The organism is Micromonospora rhizosphaerae (genome assembly GCF_900091465.1).
Taxonomy (GTDB): domain Bacteria; phylum Actinomycetota; class Actinomycetes; order Mycobacteriales; family Micromonosporaceae; genus Micromonospora; species Micromonospora rhizosphaerae.
In genome coordinates, this window is record NZ_FMHV01000002.1 from 6,832,956 (window position 1) to 6,850,370 (window position 17,415).

Sequence of the window (17,415 nt, forward strand, 5' to 3'; positions counted from 1 at the left end):
GGAGGGAATAGCAGCGGGCGAAGGAGGAGCCATGTCGCCCACGCAGGTAATCGTCACAGTCATCGTCGTGTTGGTGCTCGCGGCGCTGGTCGCGGTCGCCGTGGTGGCGAGCCGCCGCCGCTCGCTCAAGCAGCGCTTCGGGCCGGAGTACGACCGGGTGGTCGCCGAGCAGGACAGCCGCAGCGCGGCCGAGCGTGAGCTGCGGGAGCGGGAACGCCGGCACGCCGCCCTCGAGATCAACCCGCTCACCCCCGAGTCCCGGGCCCGGTACGCCGCCGCCTGGGAGGAGCTTCAGGTTCGCTTCGTCGACTCCCCCGCCGAGACCGTCGGCGAGGCCGACGAGCTGGTGAGCCGGCTGATCGCCGAGCGCGGGTACCCCACCGGGGACTTCTCCGACCAGGTCGCCCACCTCTCCGTCGAGCACGCCCGCACCCTGACCCACTACCGGGACGCCCACGACATCCGGCTGCGCAACGAGCGCGGCGAGACCAGCACCGAGGAGCTCCGGCAGGCGCTCGTCCACTACCGGGCCCTCTTCGCCGACCTGCTCGGCGGGGACCCGGTCGGGCACCAGCCGCCCGAGCAGCGTCACCCCGACCACCCGCACGGCGTTACGAATCGTTGAGGAGGCCGCCGTCATGCGCCAGGAAGAGCAACAGGTCACAAACGAGCACCCGGAGACCATCCGGTCCGCGCCGGTGCGGGTGCCAACGCCCGGCGACCGCGCCAACGGCGACGGGGCCGGACAGGACCGGGCCGACCGGACCGACGTACCCGAGGATGCACTGGACGACCGGGGCACCTTCGACGACCCGGTCGTGGTCCGCGACCGCGCCGACGACCAGCGGGACGAAGGCCGGCGGGACGACGCGGACCTGGACGAGACGCGCCCGTACGATCTGGGGGAGGCCCGGGACGCGGAAGCGGAGGCGGCCGACCCCGACCGGCCCGGCCGGCCCGAGTTCGAATATCCCGCGCCGCTGCCGACCGTCTTCGGCGCGACCACGGTCGGCGACGCGGTGGCCGCCTCCGCGATGGCCAGCGGCCGGGCAGAGGACGAGCGCGACCCGCGGGGCGAGGACACCGCCCGGCCGGGCGACGGGGCGCCGGGCCGGACCGACGCGTTCGACGACGAGCGGGCCGACCCGACGGCCGGGGACCGGCTGCACAGCGCCGAGCGGTGGGAAGCCGAGCACACCGCCGTCCGGGACACCAGCGCGCCGGCCGACGGCGCGAGGGGCTACGGCAGCGCCGAGCCGGCGATGGTCGACCCGGACACCAGCCCGGCGGTTGCCGGCGCGGGCCTGGCCGGGGCAGCCCGGCCAACCCCGGGGGCGGTGGCGGCGGAGGCCGCCACGCTCTTCGAGCCGGAGACGGCGCAGGGCTTCCGGGACCGTTGGCGCGACATTCAGCTCCGCTTCGTGGACGACCCGCGGGCCGCGGTCGGCGAGGCGCAGGCGCTGGTCGACGAGGCCATGGAGGCGCTCTCCGCCGCGCTGCGCGACCAGAAGACGAAGCTGGGCGGCTGGCAGGAGTCCGGCGCCGCGGACACCGAGCAGCTTCGGGTGGCCGTCCGCGCCTACCGGGACTTCCTGGACCGGGTCATCGGTCGTTGAGCAGTGCCGTCGGAGCCCCGGCCGACACCGGCCGGGGCTCTGGCGTGGTCGCGCCATCGGACGCCCAGGCATGAAGGTCCGCATCAGGGGTAGAGCGGACGCACTACCAGCGCGGACCGAGGGGGTGACGGGATGAGCGACGGCCTGCGGCTGACATGAACGCGTTGGACCACGCGATCCTGGCGCTCTACCCGGGCGCTCGCTGTGCCCTTCTACTACGGCTCACGGGTCCGCAGCGTGCCGGAATACCTCCGGCTGCGGTTCAACCGCCCCACCCACCGCCCCTTCGCCGCGACGAGAAGCGCTGACCGGCCGTCGGAATGGCGCCGACTCTGCGGGGTACGTCAGGGGGATCAGCGATCGGGACAGGAGGGCAGCAGCATGACGGATCGTGACCGTGGCGGCGAACGGCCGCTGGAGGAGAGCCCCGAGGTGGCCGCGGCGGTGGACGACGAGACCACCGTGCCGCAGCTGATGACCGGCGGGGGCCCCGACCGGGACACTCCGTCCTTCACCGAGCCCCGCGGGCGGGCAACGCGTGGCGGCCCGACGGAGGACCTGATCGGCGACCCGTACGCGGCCGGGACCGGGGCGACCGGGACCGGCACCGGGGCCGGCCGGCCCAACATCCGCACCGGCGCGGAGCAGCCGTGGGACCCGGAGGACCTGGTGGTGGCGCGGGGTCAGGATCTGACGCCGGAGAACCTCGAGCGGGCCCGCCGGGACCTGGCCGAGCTGGGCCGGGCGGCGATCGAGCGGACCGTCCCCTGACGGTCGCGACCGCGACCGAGGCGGTCGCCGACGACGAGGGCCCCTGGCCCGACCGGTGGACGGTCGGACCAGGGGCCCGGCGCAATCGGGCACAGGCATCGTCCCACCCTGCCGAATTGTCCTAAAACCGGCATAGGTCGTTTGCTCTCCTATCTCCGCTATAGCCATAAAACTCCGAAACATGAGTCTTTCCCCTGATAGCTCATGAAACCGTCTAACGTCAGCCGTAGCTCGGCTTTGGTCGAGGTCAGGACAAACCGGGGATGGAGTGACGCCGTCATGGCTATGAAGACGCTCGGGAAGGTCGTTGCGGGTGCCGCCCTCGGCGGCGCGTCCCTGCTGGTGTTCGCGCCGGGATTTGCGTCCGCCGACGATCATCACGACGGTGAGGACCGCGACGGCAAGGTGCTCGCCAAGCCGCATGCCGTGAAGGCGGGCGACAAGGTCAAGCTGGTCGAGATCTGCGACGAGCCGCAGGACGACCCCTTCGTCTGGTCGAAGGTCACCGGCAAGACCGCGCTCGAGCCAGCTCGGGACGACAAGGACAAGGACCGGGACCACAAGGACCGGAACGACACCGACAAGGCCGGCAAGGACCGGGACCACGAGGACTGGGACGGCAAGGACGAGCACCGCCGCGACGGCAACGGCAACGGGGAGTACCCGAAGCCCCCGACGGGCGGCTGGGGCGGCATGTCCGACGACGCGAAGGCCGACGGGGACGGACAGGGCCACGAGGAGCACGGCAAGGAGGCGTCCGACGGCCGCGACTGGAGGGGCCACGAGGAGCACGACCAGGGCGAGGAGTCCAGGGACGGCGACTGGAAGGGCGACAAGGACCCTGGCGAGGACCGCTGGGAGCACGAGCGCGACTTCGTCTCCCTCGGCGAGGCCTGGGTCCCCAAGGGGACCGAGCCGGGCACCTATCACCTCAAGGGCTCGTGCGGCGAGGGCAAGCTGACGGTCCTCCCGACCGGCTCGGTCGACGGCGGTGACGGTGGCATGACCACCACCAGCATCGACAGTGGCCTGGCCACCGGCGGCGCGAGCCTGATCGGCGCGGCCGCCGTGGGTGGCATCGTGCTGATGCGTCGGCGTCGGGCCGATGGCCTCGTCTGACCCGACGGCGCCACCGGCCGGCGGCCGCCGCGGGAGACCGTGGCGCGCCGCCGGCGCGGCCGTCGTCGTCCTGCTCGCCATGGTGGGCACCGGCATGATCGGCGCGTCGGTACGGACCGTGCCCCCGCCCCGCCCGCCGCAACCGACGGCCCAGGCCGGGCCGGCCGGCGCGGGGCCCGAGACCGCCGACCAGCCGTCCACCGACACCGTGGACCCGGTCATCGCCCCCGCCGGTCTGCCCCGGTCGACCCCGACCACCATCTCGATCCCCCGGATCGGGGTGAACGCCGAGATCATGACGCTCGGCACCCACCCGGACGGGACGGTCCAGGTCCCCCCGCTGGACCAGGCCCAGCGGGCCGGCTGGTACTCCCCGGGCGCGAGCCCCGGCGAGGTCGGCAACGCGGTCATCGTCGGCCACGTCGACTCGGCCGAAGTCGGACCGGCCGTCTTCTTCAACCTCGGCTCGCTGAAGCCGGGTGACGCCATCTCGGTGGTCCGGGAGGACGGCTCGAAGGCCACCTTCATCGTCGAGTCGGTGACGTCGTACCCGAAGACGTCGTTCCCGACGGAGCTGGTCTACGGACCCAGCGACAGGCCGAGCCTGCGGGTAGTCACCTGCGGCGGGGTGTTCGACCAGAGCGCCGGCAGCTACCTGGACAACATCATCGCGTTCGCCACGATGACGGCGTGACGCGGACGCTGCGGCGCGGTCCGGCGGTCGGATGACCGACCGGACCGCGCCGGCGCGCGTCCGGATCAGGCCGCGGCCGAGGTCCGTACCAGGGTGCGGATCTGCCGCAGCAGCACCGACAGGGCGGCCAGGTCGGCTCGGGACTCGTCGAACTCCCCCATCGCCCGCTGCGCCCGGTGGATCGAGGTGGCGTTCGACTGCTCCCACTCCTGCACCCGCTCGTGCGGCGGCAGGCTCTCCGGGGTGGAGCCGAGTACCTCCGTGGTGAGCGCGGCCAGCGCGGCGTACAGGTCGTAGCGCAGCGCCATCCGGGCCAGCGTCTGCCAGCGGTCCTCCCGCGGCAGCAGGGAGATCTTCGACAGCAGGGCGTCCACCCGGAACCGGTCGGAGAGGACGAAGTAGACCGCGGCCACCTCGCCCACATCGCGGCCGGTGGACTGGGCGGTCTCCACCACGTCGAGCAGACCGAAGCTGTACATCAGCCGGGTGGCCCGCTCGGCCAGTTCGCGCGGGAGCCCCTTCTCGGTCATCGAGTCGATGTGGGCGGCGATCGCCTCCCGCTCGCTGCCGTAGAAGAGGTTCTCCAGGCCGGGCAGGAGTCGGGCGATCCCGTCCCGCAGCCGGGCGATCTCCGCCGGCACGTCGATCGGCGACCGCCGGTTCGTGACCAGCCAGCGCACCGCCCGGTCGAGCAGCCGCCGGGTGTCCAGGTAGACGCTGGTCTGCAGCTCGGGCGAGACCTTGTCGTCCAGCGCCTCGATGGCGTCCCAGAGCTCGCGCAGCCCGAACACCTCGCGGACCACCACGTACGCCCGCAGCACGTCCGCCGCCGACGCGGCCGTCTCCTCCATGACGCGGAAGACGAACGAGATGCCGCCCCGGTTGATCGCCTCGTTCACCAGCACCGTGGTGACGATGTCCCGGCGCAGCCGGTGCCGGCCCATCCGGTCCGCGAACCGCTCCCGCAGCGGCGTCGGGAAGTAGTTGACCAGGACGTCGGTCGTCCACTCCTCGTCGGCCAGCCCCTCGGCCACGATCTCGCGTTCCAGCACGATCTTCACGTACGCCAGCAGCACCGCGAACTCCGGCGCGGTCAGCCCCGTCTCGGTCCGGACCGCCAGCTCCTCGTCCGAGGGGAGCGCCTCCAGCGCGCGGTCGAGCTGGCCGGCCCGCTCCAACTCGTTGATCATGCGCCGGTGCACCGGGAGCAACGAGGCGGCCTGCGCCTGGGCGTTGTTGATCGCCCGGGCCTGGTCGTAGTTGTCCCGCAGCACCAGCTCGGCGACCTCGTCGGTCATCTGGGCCAGCAGCTCGTCCCGCTCCGGCATGTCCAGCTCACCGTCGGCGACGGCCGTGTTGAGCAGGATCTTGATGTTCACCTCGTGGTCGGAGCAGTCCACCCCGGCCGCGTTGTCGATGAAGTCGGTGTAGATCCGGCCGCCGTTCTGCGCGTACTCGATCCGGCCGAGCTGGGTCCAGCCCAGGTTGCCGCCCTCGCCGGCCACCCGGCAGCGCAGGCTCTTGCCGTCCACCCGGATGGCGTCGTTGGACTTGTCCCCGACCTCGGCGTTGGTCTGGCTGGACGCCTTGACGTAGGTGCCGATGCCGCCGTTCCAGAACAGATCGACCGGCGCGGTGAGGATCGTCTTCATCAGCTCCTGCGGCGAGAGCTGCTCGACGTCCTCGCCCAGCCCGATCGCCTTCCGCACCTGCGGACTGATCGGGATCGACTTGGCGGTACGCGGATACACCCCGCCGCCGGCCGAGATCAGCTCCCGGTTGTAGTCCTCCCAGGACGACCGGGGCAGGTCGAACAGCCGCTTCCGCTCGGCGTACGAGGTGGCGACGTCCGGTTCCGGGTCGAGGAAGATGTGCCGGTGGTCGAAGGCGGCCACCAGCCGGATGTGCTCCGAGAGCAGCATCCCGTTGCCGAACACGTCGCCGGACATGTCGCCGACGCCGACCACGGTGAAGTCCTGGGTCTGGGTGTCGTGTCCCAGCTCCCGGAAGTGCCGCTTGACCGACTCCCAGGCACCCCGGGCGGTGATGCCCATCTTCTTGTGGTCGTAGCCGGCGGAGCCGCCGGAGGCGAAGGCGTCGCCCAGCCAGAAGTTGTGCCCGGCGGAGATCTCGTTGGCGATGTCGGAGAAGCTGGCGGTGCCCTTGTCCGCCGCCACCACCAGGTACGGGTCGTCCGCGTCGTGCCGGACCACGTCCTCGGGCGGGACGATCTCACCGGCGACGATGTTGTCGGTGACGTCCAGCAGCGCGGAGACGAACTCCTTGTAGCAGACCACCGCTTCGTCCCGGTCGCCCGGCTTCTGCTTGAGCACGAAGCCGCCCTTGGCGCCCACCGGCACGATCACGGCGTTCTTCACCATCTGCGCCTTGACCAGGCCGAGCACCTCGGTGCGGAAGTCCTCCCGCCGGTCGGACCAGCGCAGCCCGCCCCGGGCCACCGGCCCGAACCGCAGGTGCACACCCTCGAACCGGGGCGAGTAGACGAAGATCTCGAACCTCGGCCGGGGGGCCGGCAGCTCCGGGACCGCCTGCGGGTCCAGCTTGAACGCCACGTACGACTTGGGCCGCCCGCCGACCGGCTTCTGGTAGAAGCTGGTCCGCAGGGTGGCCTGGATCAGCGTCAGGTAGGACCGCAGGATCCGGTCCTGGTCGAGGCTGACCACGTCGTCCAGCGCCTCGCCGATCGCGGTGACCAGCTCGCCGCTGCGTTGCCGGCGCTCGTCCATGCTGATCGTGCCGGGGGCGAACCGCGCCTCGAAGAGCTCCACCAGCAGCGCCGCGATCTTCGGGTACGCGATGAAGGTCTGCTCCATGTAGTCCTGGGAGAAGACGGTCCCGGCCTGCCGCAGGTACTTCGCGTACGCCCGCAGCACCACCACCTGCCGCCAGGTGAGCCCGGCGCGCAGCACCAGCTCGTTGAAGCCGTCGACCTCGGCCTCGCCACGCCACGCCGCCGCGAAGGCGTTCTCCACGTGCGGGCGCACGTCGGCCAGCTCCTGGTGCGCCTCGGGCAGCCGCAGCCCGAAGTCGTAGAGGAAGACCCGACCGTCGATCCGGTCCACCTCGTACGGGTGCTCGTCGACCACCCGGACGCCGAGCGAGTGCAGCACCGGCAGCACGGCGGAGAGCATCATCGGTTCGCCGTACCGGTAGACCTTGAACCGGACGTCCATCGTCTCGTCGACGTCCGCGCCACGCTCACCGGGCCGGGGCGCGAGCTGCTTGCGGAACAGGTGCATCTCGAGCTGGCCGGGCTCCTCCAGGAGCTCCAGCTTGGCGAGGTCCTTCATCGCCTCGTACGGCGTGTGCCCGTCCTTGTAGCCCTCCGGGAACGCGTCGGCGTACCGGCTGAACAGGTGCTTGGCCTGCTCGTCGCCGAGCTTGCGCTCGAGCACCAGCCGGTAGTCGTCGTCCCACAGCCGGGTGGCGTCGGCCAGCTCCTCGGCGAGCAGGTCCGCGTCGATGTCGCCGGGTGGGTTGGTCGGGTCGGTCCGGACGATGAAGTGCACCCGGGCCAGCATCGATTCGGTGACCCGGGTGGTGTAGTCGACCCCCACCCCGTTCAGCTCGCGGAGCAGGATGTCCTGCATGCGCAACCGGTTCTGGGTGGTGAACCGGTCCCGGGGCAGGTAGATCAGGCAGGAGATGAACCGCCCGTACGCGTCCCGGCGCAGGAAGACCCGCAGCTGCCGGCGGCCCGCCATCCGCAGCACGCCGACCGCCGCGTGGTAGAGGTCGTCGGTCTTGATCTGGAACAGCTCGTCGCGGGGGTAGGTCTCCAGGATCTGGAGCAGGTCCTTCCCGGAGTGGCTGCGCTGGCTCAGGCCGGAGCGCTCCAGTACCTCGGCCACCTTGCGGCGGACCACCGGCAGCTCCCGGACGCTGGTCCGGTAGGCGGCGGTGGAGAACAGGCCCAGGAAGCGCCGCTCCCCGACCACCTCGCCGGCATCGTCGAAGATCTTGAAGCCGATGTAGTCGAGGTAGGCCGACCGGTGCACGGTCGCCCGGGAGTTGGCCTTGGTGATGATCAGCAGCCGCTTCTCCCGCACCTTCTCGTGCGCCTCGGGCGTCATCGTGGAGAGCGCCCGGGCCTCCGGCGAGTCCGAGCGGAGGATGCCCAGCCCGGTCCCCAGCACGGCCTCCAGTGCCTGACCGCCCTCCGGGCGGTCGATCAGCCGGTACTCCCGGTAGCCGAGGAAGGTGAAGTGGTCGTGGGCCAGCCAACGCAGCAGCTCGACCGAGTCGGTGATGTCCTTCTCGGGCACCGGCGGCCGGTTGTCCGAGGTCCGCGCGGCGGCCAGCTCGTCGGCGAGCGCCAGGGCCCGCTGGCGCATCTTCGGCCAGTCCTCGACGGCCTCGCGCACGTCGGTGAGCACCCGCTGCAGCTCCCGGCGGAGCTTCTCCCGCTCCGCAGGGTCGCGGACCGGGTCGATCTCGATCCGCATCCAGCTCTCGACCAGGTCACCGGCGATCGCGTCGTCCGGCTCGACGTCGGCGGCGACCTCGGTCAGCCGGCCCAGCGGCTCGCGGCGGACCACCACCAGGGGATGGACCAGCAGGTGCACGTCGAGGTGGTGGGTGTTGAGCAGGGCGGTCACCGAGTCGACCAGGAACGGCATGTCGTCGGTGACGATCTCGACGACGGTGTGGTGCTGGTCGGCGTCCGGCTCGTGGATGCGCAGCTTAAGCTCGCCGGGCACACGCTGCTGGGCGAGGTCCCGGTGCGCGCGGGCCGCGGCGAGCATCTCCTCCGGGGTGAAGCCGATGAGCTCCTCGTCCGGCGCGAACCGCCAGAAGCGGCCGACCAGGGTCGCCGCGTCGTGGTCGTCCCCGGCCAGGGCGACCGCCTGGGCCACCAGGCGCTCGGCGTTGGGTACCGGCTCGTCGAGTTCGGTGTCCTCGCCCTCGGTCAGCGCCTGCGCGGGCACACCCAGCTCGTACACCGTGTCGATGCTCGAACCGGTCATCCCGGTCGTTCCTGTGTCGACGCGGCCGAAACCATCCCCGTCGGTCGCCGAATCGAAGCTGTCGTCCCGGCCGGTGTCAGCCGGCCGCAGGTCGGGTCCCGGTTTGATCGCCGGACGCCGGTCCATCGGTGCCACTCCCCTCGACCCACCGCGTTGTGGGTCACTCTCCCGCCCAGCCTAGGCCCTGCCACTCTGCCCCTTTGCAGGCGGACCACCGGCCGGACGTCCGGATCGGGACTCTGTCCTTTCACCCGTTGCGGGTACGAGGTTGGCTGGTGCCGGAGTACCCCGACACGCGATTTTCATCACACCGCCGCAGGCCCTCTTTCCGCACGTCGGGGCCGTTCCGGGCCGGTGGGGAGGCCCGGGCCGTACTAGCGTGCAGGGCAGTTTTCCACCGGAGGGACAGCCGCATGCCCGTGTCGTACCCCGTTCGTCGCCGCCGCTCACCCGCCCGGCCGGCCCTCGCGGCGCTGGCCGCCACCGTGCTGGCCGCCGGCGCGCTGGTCGGGTGCTCGGCCGAGGACGGGCCGGAGCGCAGCGTGGACGCCTTCCTGACCGGCTGGCGCTCAGGCAACCTGCAGGCGGTGGGCTTCGTCGACCCGACCGGCGCCCGGATCCCGGCGGCCGAGGTGGCGAAGGAGATCAGGGAGCTCTCCGGGGAGCTGGCCGCCACCCCGCCGGCGCTGAAGCGCAAGGGCGACGCGAAGATCACCGCGGACACCGCGACGGTGCAGGTCGAGGTCGCCTGGACGCTGCCGGGACGGACCCGCTGGGCGTACGACCGGCCGGTGCGGCTCAAGCGCGGCGGTGACGACCAGTGGCAGGTGATCTGGGCACCGCAGGTCGTGCAGGAGAAGCTGGGCAAGGGCGACCAGCTCGCGTTGCGCCGCGACCCCGCGCCCCGGGCCGGGGTGCTGGACGCCGCCGGCGCCCCCATCGTCGCGCCCCGCCCGGTGGTCCGGGTCGGGGTGCAGCCGAGCGAGGTCGCCGACGTCAAGGCGCTGGTCCGGCAACTCGACACCGCGTTCAAGGCGATCCGGCCGGTGCTCACCCCGCCGGTCGACCTGTCGGACCTGCCCAAGCGCCTCGCCGACGCCGATCCGGGCGCGTTCGTCGAGGTCGTGACGCTGCGCGACGAGGCGTACCGGCAGATCAAGCCCCGAATCTACGACCTGTCCGGCACCAAGTTCGTCACCGACAAGCTCGACCTGGCCCCCACCCGGGAGTTCGCCCGCGCGCTGCTCGGCTCGGTCGACCCCGCGCAGGCCGACGACCTGAAGGCACACCCGGACCGGTACGTCGAGGGCGACCTGGTCGGCCACGGTGGCCTCCAGGGCCGGTACGACGAGCGGCTGCGCGGGGCCCCCGGCCTCACCGTCATCACCGAACACCGGGAGCCGGACGGCACGACGAAGCCGACCGGCACCGAGGTGTTCCGCAGCGAGCCGAAGGCCGGCCAGCCGCTGAAGACCACCCTCGACGTGGCCACCCAGAACGCCGCCGACGCGGCGCTGCGCGGGGAGAAGCGCCGCTCCGCCCTGGTGGCGCTCCGGATCAGCGACGGCGCCGTGCTCGCCGCCGCCAACGGCCCCGGCCCGGCGGGGGAGAACCTGGCCTTCACCGCCCAGGTGCCGCCCGGCTCGACGTTCAAGATGGTGAGCGCACTCGGCCTGCTGGACCGCGGCGCGGTCAGCCTGGACGCCGCGGTCGCCTGCCCGAAGACCTTCACCGTGGATGGCCGGCCGTTCAAGAACTCCGACAACTTCGTGCTCGGGTCCGTGCCGTTCCGGACCGACTTCGCGAAGTCCTGCAACACGGCCTTCGCCTCGCTGGCCCCGAAGCTCGGCCCGGACGGGCTGGCCACGACCGGTCGTACGCTCGGCCTGGAGGCCACCTGGGACCTCGGGTCCGACGTCTTCACCGGCAAGGTCTCCACCGGCGGCTCCGGCACCGAGCAGGCCGCCGCAGCGATCGGCCAGGGCACCACCGTGGTGAGCCCGCTCGCCATGGCCGGCGCCACCGCCGCCGTGGCGCGGGGGCACTGGGAGCAGCCGAAGCTGGTGCTCGACCCGGCCCCGCAGCAGCCCGCCAAGGCCGGCCCCGGGCTCAAGCAGGAGTCGGTCGAGGCGCTGAAGGCGATGATGCGCGAGGTCGTGACCGCCGGCACCGGCAGCGCGCTGCGCGACGTCCCCGGGCAGCCGGTGTACGGCAAGACCGGCACCGCGGAGTGCGACAACAACCCGGCGCACACCCACGCCTGGTTCGTCGGCTGGCAGGGCGACGTGGCGCTCGCGGTCTTCGTCGAGCAGGGCGGATCGAGCACGGCCAGCGCCGTCCCGATCGCCGAACGCTTCCTCCGCGCTCTCGCCGCCCGCTGACCTCCGCCAGGATCGCCCTCGATCCTGGCGGTCGTGGCCTCAGCCTGCTGGGGAGACGTTGGATGCAGGATCGCGCATGACCGTGCAGGATCAGGCGATCCCGGGGCTGGACTGCGGGGCGTCCGGCTCCGGTCCGCCGGCCGTCTCCTCCTCCGGCCAGGGAAGGGTGCGCAGCAGGCGAGGGCCCGCCGAGCGGGACCCCCCGATCGGCTCCTCCGGCCCGCCGACTCCTTGCCGCCCCGAATCGAGCGGACCCGAGCCGATCAGGCCGGGACCGACGGGACCGGCCGGTTCGACCGCGATGGCGGGAGCCGGCGTCACGGTCGGCGCCGGGGCGGCCAGGAGACCCGGCTCGGTCGGACGCCCATTCCCCCGCCGCGGGGACGGCGGCTCCGACGCGGCCGGCAGCAGCCGGGGCGGCGCCGCGGCCGGCGCGGAGACCGGGGCCAGCCCGGCCACTACGGTGTTGACGATCTCGGCGGCGTACAGCCCGTCCGGGTCGTAGTCGGGGTCGAAGACGGTCAGCTCGACGCCGAGGCAGTGCGGGGTGTCGACCAGCCCGGCGAGCAGGATCTCCAGCTCGGCGAAGGCGATCCCGCCCGGGTCCGGCGCATCCACCGCCGGCATCACCGCCGGGTCGAGCACGTCCACGTCGATGTGCACCCAGTAGCCGGCGCAGTCCGCGAGCTGCTCGTGCGCCCACTGGGCGCTCCGGGCCGCGCCCTCGGCACGCAACGCCGGGACCGGCCGGGTGATGATCCCGGCAGCCTGGAGGTCGAGGCGGTACTCGTCCTGGGCGCGGATGCCGAGAACCACCACGTCGATGTCGCGGAAGTAGGGGCGCCGCCCCTCGATGGCGGCCAGGTCGGCCTGCCCCCGGCCGGAGACCAGAGCGAGGTCCTCCCCCGCCGCCGCGCCCACGTAGGAGGCGTTGCCGGGGTGTCGGAAGTCGGAGTGGCCGTCGACGAAGACCAGCCCGATCCGGCCGCCGACCGCCTCGCCGAGCCGGTGCATGGCCAGCCCCGAGCCGAGCAGCACCGAGCAGTCCCCGCCGAGCACCAGCGGGAACTCGCCCCGGTCGATGATCGCGCCGATCCGATCGGCCAGCGCCACCGAGTAGCCGGAGATCTCCCGGGCGTGGCAGACGCCGTCGCCGGGGCGCCAGTCGCCCGGGTCGTACCGGGGCGGGGTGAGGCAGCCGGCGTCCCGGGCGCGCAGCCGGGCGAGCAGGTCGTGGTCACGGAGCGCGCCGGGCGCCTTGCCGCAGCCGGGAACCGAGGTGGACGTGGGCGGGCGCAGCCCCAGGTTGGTCGGCGCGTCGAGGACGGCGATTCGGCGCGTCATGGGCTCCCGTCCTCGGTGTTCGGGCGGGCCGGCCGGAACGCCGGCCCGCGCTGGCGTGCTAGTGACTTAGAACAAGGCGCTGGCCAGGGCCCGGCGGGCCGAGGCGACCGCGGGGTCGTCCGGGCCGGCGATGGTGAAGAGGCCGACGAGATGCTGGCGTACCTTCTCCCGGTCGTCACCGGCGGTGCGCCGAACCAGCTCGACCAGGCGCTTGTAGGCCCGCTCGGCCATGCCGCTGAGCATCTCGATGTCCGCGGCCAGCAGCTGGGCGTCGACGTCGTCGGGGTTCGCCGCCGCGGCCGCGACCGCCGCCTGCGGGTCGGCCCCGGCCACCCGGCGGGCCAGCCCGACCTGGGCCAGACCCGCCTCCGCCGCCGCATCCGCCGGGGACTCCGCGAGAATCTTCCGGTAGGCCCGCTCCGCCGCGTCCAGGTCGCCGCTCATCAGGGCGTCGTCGGCCTCGGCGAGGCGGGGGTCCTCCGGCTCGGCCACGGTGACGCCGCCGGCCTTCAGCACGGCCTGGATCCACTGGCGCAGCTGGGCCTCCGGCACCACCCCGGAGAAGGCGTCGATCGGCTGCCCGCCCACGATCGCGTAGACCATCGGGATGCCCTGCACCCGGAACATCTGGGCGATCCGCGGGTTGGCGTCCACATCCACCTTGGCGAGCACCCACGCGCCGCCACCCTCCACCGCCAGCCGCTCCAGCACCGGGGAGAGCTGCTTGCACGGCTCGCACCACTCGGCCCAGAAGTCCACGATCACCGGGGTGGTCAGCGAGCGTTCGAGGACCTCGGACTGGAAGGTCGCCTCGGTCACGTCGATGACGCTGACCCCGCCGACCGCGCCGCCGGGCGCCCCGGCGGGGGGACCGGCCTTGGCCGGGGGAGAGGTGGGTGCGGTGCTGCGCAGTGCACTGAGGTCAACCGCGCCGCGGGTGAAGATCGACGAGGTCATCCGTGGGTCGCTCATGGTTACCTAGTCTCGCACGTGTCCCGCTGAACTCAGATCAACCGCGACCCCGACAGTCGCAACTCCCACCGCCACTCCCCGCCCGTCCCACCCCCGCCCCCGCGATCTTGCACTTCTGGTTGACCTTTTGCGCCTTTCGTGGTGCTTCGGGGCAACCGAAAGTGCAAGATCGCGGGGGGGTCGGCGGGTTAGAAGCGGGCGGGCTCGCGGTAGGTGCCCCATTCGGTGCGGAGGGCATCGCAGATCTCGCCGAGGGTGGCCTCGGCGCGGACCGCGTCCAGCATGGCGGGGATCATGTTCTCGCCGGTACGGCTCGCCGCCACCATCCGGTCGATGGCGGCCTTCACGGCCGCGTCGTCGCGGGCGGCCTTGCGCTCGGCGAGCAACCGGCGCTGCTCCAGCTCCACCTCGTGCGAGATGCGCAGGATCTCCAGGTCCTTGGCGACCGTGCCGGTGTGGCAGTTGACCCCGACGATCTTCTTCTCGCGCTTCTCCAGCGCCTGCTGGTAGGCGAAGGCCGCCTCGGCGATGTGGCCGGTGAACCAGCCGTCCTCGATGCCGCGCAGGATGCCTGAGGTCATCGGGCCGATCTGGTGCGGGCCGTCGCCGCCAAGCTGCCTGATCCGGGCGAAGATCTCCTCCGCCTCGGCCTCGATCTTGTCGGTGAGCGCCTCGACGTACCAGGAGCCGCCGAGCGGGTCGGCCACGTTGGTCACCCCGGTCTCCTCCATCAGCACCTGCTGGGTACGCAGGGCGATCTCGGCGGACTCGTCGGTGGGCAGGGCCAGGGTCTCGTCCAGGGCGTTGGTGTGCAGCGAGTTGGTCCCGCCGAGCACCGCGGCGAGTGCCTCGACGGCGGTGCGCACCACGTTGTTGACCGGCTGCTGGGCGGTCAGCGACACGCCAGCGGTCTGCGTGTGGAACCTCAGCCACAGCGCCTTCTCGCTGGTGGCACCGTAGACGTCACGCAGCCAGCGGGCCCAGATCCGGCGGGCGGCGCGGAACTTGGCGATCTCCTCGAAGAAGTCCACGTGGGAGTCGAAGAAGAAGCTCAGGCCCGGGGCGAAGACGTTGACGTCCAGCCCGCGCGACAGCCCCAGTTCGACGTAGCCGAACCCGTCGGCCAGGGTGTAAGCCAGCTCCTGCGCGGCCGTCGAGCCGGCCTCCCGGATGTGGTAGCCGGAGACCGAGAGCGGCTTGTACCGCGGGATCTCCCGGGCGCAGTACTCCATCAGGTCGCCGATCAGGCGCAGGTGCGGCTCCGGGTCGAAGAGCCACTCCTTCTGGGCGATGTACTCCTTGAAGATGTCCGTCTGCAGGGTCCCGTCCAGGGTGGACAGGTCGGCGCCCTGCCGCTCGGCAGCGATCAGGTACATGCAGAAGACGGGGACGGCCGGGCCGGAGATGGTCATCGAGGTGGTCACCCCGGCCAGGTCGATGCCGTCGAAGAGCACCTCCATGTCGGCCGCGGAGTCGATGGCCACACCGCAGTGGCCGACCTCGCCGAGCGACTGCGGGTCGTCGGAGTCGCGACCCATCAGCGTGGGCATGTCGAACGCGACGGAGAGCCCGCCGCCGCCGGCGCCCAGGATCATCTTGTAGCGCTCGTTGGTCTGCTGGGCGTTGCCGAACCCGGCGAACTGCCGGATGGTCCAGGTCCGCCCGCGGTAGCCGGTCGGGTAGAGCCCCCGGGTGTACGGGAACTCGCCCGGCCAGCCGATCCGCTCGAAGCCCGGGTACGCGGTGCCCTCCGGCGGGCCGTACACCGGGTCCACGGTCATGCCGGAGAGCGTGGTGAAGTCCGCGTCCCGCTTGCGCGCGGCGTCGTAGCGGGCCTGCCAGCGCGCCCGTCCGGCGGCGATCTCGTCGGCGTTCATCCGCGGAGCTCCTCCTCGAGTCCTCGACTGAAGACCGAGTGTAGAACGGGTGCCTGAACGATCGCTAAGGATGTTCGTACCGGCCGGTAACCTGGCTCAGGCCGAGGGCACCGCCGGACCCCCCAGGGCGACGTCGTCGACCCGGATGTTGATCTCGTCGACCCGCAGCCCGTACGCCTCGACCGCCTCGGTCACCCGGACCCGGACCGCGTCGGTCACCTCGGGCACCGGCCGGCCGCCCTCGATCACCAGCACCAGGTTGACCACGGCCGCGCCGTTGGTGACGTGGGCCGAGCAGCCCCGCCGGGCGTCGCCGACCTGGTCCAGCCCGACCTTGTCCAGCACAGAGTTGAAGAACCGGGCCACGTCGCCACCGAGCTCGGCCACCCCGGGCACGGACCGGGCGGCGGCCACCGCGATCTTCTCCACCACCTCGTCGGAGACGTGCGTCGTGCCGCCCGCCACCGCGTCCGCCGTCACCGACAGCTCCTGCGTCGCCTCGTCGCCCATGCTCTCCCCACCAAACGTCGCACCGCCCCACGGGTCCGTGAGGCGGTGCGAGCGTACTAGTCGACCGGGGTCCGGAGTGGACGGGTCAGGAGCCGAGCTGGGACAGCAGCTCGTCGGCGGCCGCGTACGGGTCGATCGCACCGTCGGCCACCTTGGCGGCGAGTGTCGGCAGCTCCGTACCGTCGCGGAGCGAACCGATCCGGGCGCGGAGGACGCCGAGCGCGATCGCCTCGATCTCGGCGGCGGCCCGCGCCTCCCGGCGACGGCGCAGCTCGCCGTGCTGCTCCAGCCAGCCGCGGTGCTTGTCGATCGCGGCGGCGATGTCCTCGATCCCCTCGCCGCGGGCGGCGATGGCCCGCACCACCTGGGGGCGCCACTCCCCCGGCCCGCGCTCGCCCAGGGCGATCATGCCCTGGATGTCGCGGACGGTGGCGTCGGCACCGTCCCGGTCGGCCTTGTTGACCACGAAGATGTCGGCGATCTCCAGAATGCCGGCCTTGACCGCCTGGATCGCGTCGCCCATGCCGGGGGCCAGCAGCACCAGCGTGGTGTCGGCCAGCGAGGCCACCTCCACCTCGGCCTGCCCGACGCCCACGGTCTCCACCAGCACCACGTCGCAACCGGCGCCCTCGAGCACCCGCACCGCCTGGGGCGTCGCCGCGGAGAGGCCGCCGAGGTGACCCCGGCTGGACATCGAGCGGATGTAGACGCCCGGGTCGGTCGCGTGGTCCTGCATCCGGACCCGGTCGCCCAGGATCGCCCCACCGGTGAACGGGCTGGACGGGTCGACGGCCAGCACCCCGACCCGGTGCCCGCGCGCCCGCAGCGCCCGGACCAGCTCGTTGGTGGTGGTCGACTTGCCCACGCCCGGGGACCCGGTCAGGCCCACCACCTGGGCCTGACCGGCGTACGGCGCGAGCGCCGCCGCCACCTGCGGCAGCACCTCGTCGCCGGACTCGACCAGGGTGATCAGGCGGGCCACCGCGCGGGGGTCGCCCGCGCGGGCCCGCTCGACCAGCATCGGTACGTCCCTGCTGCGGCGCACCGAGCTGGTGGCCGCGGCCGGGGCGTGGTCGACGGCGTCGCTCACTGTGCCGCCTTCGTTCGCGACTGCGAGGCTCGCAAGCCCGACTCACTCCTCGC

At 72.5% G+C, this 17,415-nt stretch carries 12 protein-coding genes; 6 read left to right on the plus strand and 6 right to left on the minus strand.

Annotated elements, in window-relative coordinates; translation table 11 throughout:
• Positions 1–31: 31 nt before the first annotated feature.
• The 5 genes from GA0070624_RS32175 (at position 32) to GA0070624_RS32195 (ending at position 4,200) form a co-directional block, all read left to right on the plus strand.
• The gene (locus GA0070624_RS32175) at positions 32–625 is read left to right on the plus strand and encodes a hypothetical protein (RefSeq protein WP_091347226.1); all 594 of its coding nucleotides are present in this window, start codon (positions 32–34) and stop codon (positions 623–625) included.
• Positions 626–638: 13 nt separating this feature from the next.
• Complete coding sequence (locus GA0070624_RS32180) at positions 639–1,616, plus strand: hypothetical protein (RefSeq protein WP_091347228.1); 978 nt, start codon at positions 639–641, stop codon at positions 1,614–1,616.
• 381 nt (positions 1,617–1,997) lie between these two features.
• Positions 1,998–2,387 (plus strand): hypothetical protein, encoded by a 390-nt coding sequence (locus GA0070624_RS32185; RefSeq protein WP_091347230.1) that lies wholly within the window; start codon positions 1,998–2,000, stop codon positions 2,385–2,387.
• Between the two features lie 279 nt (positions 2,388–2,666).
• Positions 2,667–3,506, plus strand: coding sequence for a hypothetical protein (locus GA0070624_RS32190; RefSeq protein ID WP_091347232.1), 840 nt, complete (start codon positions 2,667–2,669; stop codon positions 3,504–3,506).
• Entirely contained in the window at positions 3,493–4,200 is a 708-nt protein-coding gene (locus tag GA0070624_RS32195; RefSeq protein WP_091347234.1) for a class F sortase, read from the plus strand. Before GA0070624_RS32190 ends, GA0070624_RS32195 begins: the two co-directional genes overlap by 14 nt.
• Before the next feature lie 65 nt (positions 4,201–4,265).
• On the opposite strand, the gene GA0070624_RS32200 is transcribed toward GA0070624_RS32195, so the two are convergent.
• A complete protein-coding gene (locus GA0070624_RS32200) occupies positions 4,266–9,314 on the minus strand; it encodes an NAD-glutamate dehydrogenase (protein WP_091347236.1) in 5,049 nt (1,682 codons plus the stop codon).
• A 287-nt stretch (positions 9,315–9,601) separates the two neighbouring features.
• On the opposite strand from GA0070624_RS32200, the gene GA0070624_RS32205 reads away from it, so the two are divergent.
• Positions 9,602–11,569 (plus strand): penicillin-binding transpeptidase domain-containing protein, encoded by a 1,968-nt coding sequence (locus tag GA0070624_RS32205; protein ID WP_091347238.1) that lies wholly within the window; start codon positions 9,602–9,604, stop codon positions 11,567–11,569.
• Positions 11,570–11,659: 90 nt separating this feature from the next.
• On the opposite strand, the gene GA0070624_RS32210 is transcribed toward GA0070624_RS32205, so the two are convergent.
• From GA0070624_RS32210 to meaB, 5 genes are all read right to left on the minus strand, one after another.
• Complete coding sequence (locus GA0070624_RS32210; protein WP_425413529.1) at positions 11,660–12,913, minus strand: arginase family protein; 1,254 nt, start codon at positions 12,911–12,913, stop codon at positions 11,660–11,662.
• Positions 12,914–12,979: 66 nt separating this feature from the next.
• Positions 12,980–13,885 (minus strand): tetratricopeptide repeat protein, encoded by a 906-nt coding sequence (locus GA0070624_RS32215; protein ID WP_091347240.1) that lies wholly within the window; start codon positions 13,883–13,885, stop codon positions 12,980–12,982.
• Positions 13,886–14,073: 188 nt separating this feature from the next.
• Positions 14,074–15,762: a coenzyme B12-dependent isobutyryl-CoA mutase large subunit gene (gene icmA / locus GA0070624_RS32220; protein ID WP_091347242.1), complete on the minus strand. Its 1,689-nt coding sequence runs from the start codon at positions 15,760–15,762 to the stop codon at positions 14,074–14,076.
• Positions 15,763–15,858: 96 nt separating this feature from the next.
• Entirely contained in the window at positions 15,859–16,272 is a 414-nt protein-coding gene (locus GA0070624_RS32225) for an Asp23/Gls24 family envelope stress response protein (RefSeq protein WP_091347244.1), read from the minus strand.
• Positions 16,273–16,357: 85 nt separating this feature from the next.
• A complete protein-coding gene (meaB, locus tag GA0070624_RS32230; protein ID WP_091347247.1) occupies positions 16,358–17,362 on the minus strand; it encodes a methylmalonyl Co-A mutase-associated GTPase MeaB in 1,005 nt (334 codons plus the stop codon).
• Between the last annotated feature and the right edge of the window lie 53 nt (positions 17,363–17,415).